The sequence below is a fragment of the Geobacillus sp. WSUCF1 genome (assembly GCF_000422025.1).
GTDB lineage: Bacteria > Bacillota > Bacilli > Bacillales > Anoxybacillaceae > Geobacillus > Geobacillus zalihae.
Genome location: NZ_ATCO01000253.1, coordinates 1 through 4,377, shown reverse-complemented (window position 1 = coordinate 4,377; position 4,377 = coordinate 1). Strand labels below are relative to the sequence as shown.

Below are 4,377 nucleotides of genomic sequence, written 5' to 3'. Positions count from 1 at the left end.
TTGCAGTCGTTTTTCATTTTTTGGGAATCCCCAAAAAACGATAGAATACGAAAAAATTTTGCACGAATTTTGCACCGCGTTTTTACCTTGCATTGTATACCGAGTTCGACAGTGACTAAGTAAACAAAATGCCTCTCATCCCTTGATGCCAAAGGGACAAGAGGCATTTGGGCATCCTTCCAGCGTGTATCTAGCGCGAGGATGGATGCCTAGAATCTTCGGAGGCGGCCTCAGCTCTAGCGCCGATCTTGTTCTGCAGCGATGATGGGCCCATAATATGAATATGCGCCTCGTTTGTTCATGATGAATGGATTCGTGATCGGGAAAAAGAGATAAAAAAGAAGGCCGAACGAGCGAATCTTTCGCTTCGTTCGGCCGAGCGATCGGCGCCTGTTAGTCGGTTGCGGCGGATGGCTCTTTGTCTGCCGCTGCTTCACGATGAGCGGCAGGAGTGTCGGCTTCGGCCCATTGCGGGCGCCAGGCGATGCAAAGCGCCCCGCCGATGATGCCGAGAATCGTGCCGACTAAGAAGCCGCCCAAGGCGCCCATGATCGACAGAATGGCACTGAACATACCGATGATGCCGAGCAAGGTGGATAGCCGCGGCATGGCGTAGGAAAGAATCCCCATCAACATGACCATGCCGCCAAGGAAAAAGCCGGCGAACACCATGCTTCCGGGAACGAGAGAAATTTCGTATAGCTGCATCGGAATCCATAAAATCACAAGGCTTGATAACAAGAGAAACGTCGCCCCCCAAAACGGGCGGCGTTTCCGCCAGCGACCGAACGCCTGCCAGCTAGAACGAATGATGCCCAATGTTTCTCATCCTTACTGAAATTAGTTGAGTTTTTCAAAGTACACTTTCATGCCCGGCAGCGATACTTTTTGCTGGAATAAGTAGACGGTTTTGATATCGCCGTTTTCGATCGTAATGCTGTCGGCTCCTTGTGTGAATTCTTTGGCCGCTTTCTCGACTGGGTTGCTCGTATCGCCGACATAGCTTTCTTTCATCGTCAAGCTGCCGAAGGAGATGTTGCCGTTGATTTGCGTCGCTTTTTGCACGAGGCCGTCAATGGAGACAGGCTCGCTCGCGACAATGACGACGCGAATGCCCAAGGCCGGGAAGTCTTTCGAAATCCGAAGACCTTGAATCGTCGCTTTATCCATTTCATTGACGAAGACCGGCGTCTGCGGCGCATTGCCTGCTTCCGCCACGCCGCCGTACATTTTAAACCCGCTGCCGTTTAGCTTGTCAAACTGAACAGTGAATTCGCCGACCCCGCTGATTGGTACGGCATAGGCGACGCCTGTCAGCCCGAAGGCGGACAACATAAGAGTGAGGGCAAAAAATCCTCCGAGCAAGGCGAGAAGCAACGGTTTTTTGGCCGTGTGCCCTCCTACAATCAGTGATTGGCTGGCCATATTCATGAACATTCTCCTCCCCTTCACATAAATTGAAAGCGCTTTAAATATAGATTTAATTAAATATTAAAATAATTCAAATAAAATAAAATCCCTACATTTGTAGGGTTTTTTCCCGTCTTCGTCGCAGAGGGGAGAAGGAATCAACGCACGCGTTGCGAAAATACAATAGTGAGGGAACACGGTCGACCAAAAAAGGGGGGCGTTGCCTTGTCAACAGAATTGCACAATCATTTGTTTCGACTGCTGAGAGAGGCTTCGGATATTTTGCGGCAGTATGAAAGGGAAGTGAACCGGGAATGGAAGCGGATCGGCGAAGCGCTTGGCAAGCGGAATGCGCGGGTTCAAGAGGTGTTTTCCACGCTGTGCGCATTCGTTCAGGCAAGATTGCTCCCGTACGGGGGCGAACACCCAGCGAATAGGCATCTCGAACGCATTGCGGCGTTTCATCCGGAGATGGTCATATTTTCCCTAAATTTAATGGAAAATACGGTTCATCAAGTGTTGAAGGCGCATGCGTCAGCGGCTGCTACGCTGCACCCAGCCGTGCGGTATTTGTTTTTCAAATGGAATGAATGGTTGTTGTATGAAATGAATGAGCAATCATTCAAAATCGGCCGCGATTCCTCGTGGAAAAAAGAATCCTTGTGGAAAGACGCCGTCATTTTGTTCAACGAATGGATTTTGCGGGCGCAGACGTTTGAGGAATCGGCGGCGCATATTTGTTTTGGTTTTTCCTATTTTCTTCCTTTCAGCCGCTGCGCTCTGTTTCAATTTGTCAATCAGGAGAGCACAGCCATCGGTCTGCACGGGCATGGCGTGGACAACGGGCAAATTCAGCGCTTGCGCGTGGAATTGGACAGCATTCCGATGTTGAAAGAAAGTGTGGGGAAATTGAAAGCGGAAGTGCATGAATTTCGCCATTTTCGTCCGATTTATGTGCCGAGGGCGAGCGAACAGTTTCCGCGCCTGTATGTGGACCCGTTCGGTTTGGCCTCGCTGGTGATCGTTCCGGTGTATGTGCCGACGGAAGGGAGGATGATTGGAGGCGTCGTTCTCGACCGCGGACCGGGCCGCTTCTTTGCCGTTGACCGCCGCCTGTTTCCCGCGCTGATGAAATTTGGCCAAAGCGCGGGGGAGTTGCTGTTGAAATGGATCAAGGCGCCAAAAAAAGAATGGGAAGGGATGGCGGAATCCTTGTCGCCAAGAGAAATTGAGATTTTGAAGCTGCTCGCCGACGGAGCCTCGACATTGGAAGCGGCCTGTCAGCTTTATTTGAGCGAATTTACGGTGCGCGACTACATTTCCAGCGCCTTAAGGAAACTCAACGCGAAAAATCGGACGGAAGCGGTGGCAAAAGCGCTGCGTCTTGGGTTGATTGGATGACGAGGCGGACTGGTCTGTCCGGCCGTTTCATTTCACACCATTTTCGCCGATTGCTCACCGTTTGGACACAGTTTTGTTCTATACTGCCTACTGAAAAACATGAAAACATGGCAGGGGGGAAAACTGTGGAACAAACGGTGAAGGCGGCGGACAAACAGCGGCCGATGTATGCGGTGGTCTGGAGGTGGCATTTCTATGCCGGGATCATCTTTGCGCCGTTTCTGATCATTTTGGCGTTGAGCGGGGCCGTCTATTTGTTTAAGCCGCAGATCGAATCGGCTCTGTACGGCCATTTGTACGAGGTGGACAAGGTTGGGGAAAAAAGGCTGTCTCTCGTTGAGCTGACGGAACGGGTCAAGGAGAAATATCCGCATGATTCCGTTGTCTCTGTGACGCTTGAGAAAGAAGCGAATCGGACCGTGAAAATCGGGATGATGGACAAAGGAGAAATGGTGTTTGCCTTTGTCAATCCGTATACCGGGGAGATTCAAGGGACATTGCGCGCGGATGAGAATTGGACGGAAATCGCGAAAAAAATCCACAGCGAGCTATTGATTGGCGGAACGGCGGCCAACCGTCTTGTAGAGCTGGCGGCTTGTTGGGGCTTTATTTTGTTGGCCACGGGCCTCTATCTTTGGTGGCCGCGGCAATCATTCTCTGTTCTCGGGACGTTTTGGCCGCGCTGGTGGGCGAAAAAACGGTTGGCTTGGCGCGATTGGCATGCCGTGACCGGTGTATGGATGAGCATCGGGATTTTGCTGCTCATTGTGACAGGGATGCCGTGGACAGGGGTCATGGGGGAGGTCATCAACCGGGTGGCGACGGCGACAAACACCGGGTATCCGCCGTTTGCGTTCAGCTTCGGACTGAAGCCGGAATCGAAAGTGGTCACCAAAGAAGTGGCGCAAGACGTGCCATGGGCGGCCGAACAACTGCCTGTGCCTTCTGTTCGCAAGCGCAAGGCGGCCCCGCTTTCGCTCGATGAGGTGTATGCGATCGCGGAGGCGAAAAAGGTGAAAAAGCCGTTCACCATTTCGCTGCCGCAAGGGGAAAAAGGGGTGTTTACCGTTGCGACATCGAAGACGAAGCCGTGGGATAACGCGACCTTGCATATTGACCAATATTCGGGACGGGTTCTGAGCGATGTCCGCTTTTCCGACTACGGCGCATTGGCCAAAGCGATTACGATTGGCATCGCGTTCCATGAAGGGCGGTTGTTTGGGCTGGCCAATCAGCTCGTCAATCTCGTTTTTTGCCTCGGGCTTGTGTTTTTGGGCGTCAGCGGCTTTGTGATGTGGCGCAAGCGCAAGCCGAAAGACGGTTTCGGCGCTCCGGCGCGGGTGAAAGACCCTCAAGCGGCGAAAACGGTGTGGGGCGGCATGATCGCTGCAGGAATTGTGATGCCGTTATTTGCTTTGTCGCTCGCCGCAATTTGGCTGTTTGATCGTTTTGTTGTGCAAAAGATTCCGAGCGTTCGCCGCTTTCTAGCGGCGTAAACATCTTTGGAAGCGGCTTGAATGTCCTTGAGCATCAGGCCGCTTTCTTTTCTCGACGTTGGGTTTTTTT

Annotated in this window: 4 protein-coding genes; 2 read left to right on the top strand and 2 right to left on the bottom strand. The window is 52.2% G+C overall.

The annotated features are described in order from the left end of the window. Nucleotides 1–393 precede the first annotated feature (393 nt). A complete protein-coding gene (locus I656_RS00435; RefSeq protein WP_013144270.1) occupies nt 394–819 on the bottom strand; it encodes a DUF6114 domain-containing protein in 426 nt (141 codons plus the stop codon). A gap of 21 nt (nt 820–840) precedes the next feature. Next, nucleotides 841–1,431 carry a DUF6230 family protein gene (locus tag I656_RS00440; RefSeq protein WP_015375775.1) on the bottom strand — a complete coding sequence of 197 codons (591 nt, stop codon included), beginning with the start codon at nt 1,429–1,431 and terminating at the stop codon, nt 841–843. Nucleotides 1,432–1,635: 204 nt separating this feature from the next. Between I656_RS00440 and I656_RS00445 the strand changes: the two genes are divergently transcribed. Then, on the top strand, nt 1,636–2,811 hold the full coding sequence (locus I656_RS00445; protein WP_015375774.1) for a response regulator transcription factor: 1,176 nt from the start codon (nt 1,636–1,638) through the stop codon (nt 2,809–2,811). A 125-nt stretch (nt 2,812–2,936) separates the two neighbouring features. After that, nucleotides 2,937–4,307 (top strand): PepSY domain-containing protein, encoded by a 1,371-nt coding sequence (locus I656_RS00450; protein ID WP_033006913.1) that lies wholly within the window; start codon nt 2,937–2,939, stop codon nt 4,305–4,307. The last annotated feature ends 70 nt before the right edge of the window (nt 4,308–4,377 follow it).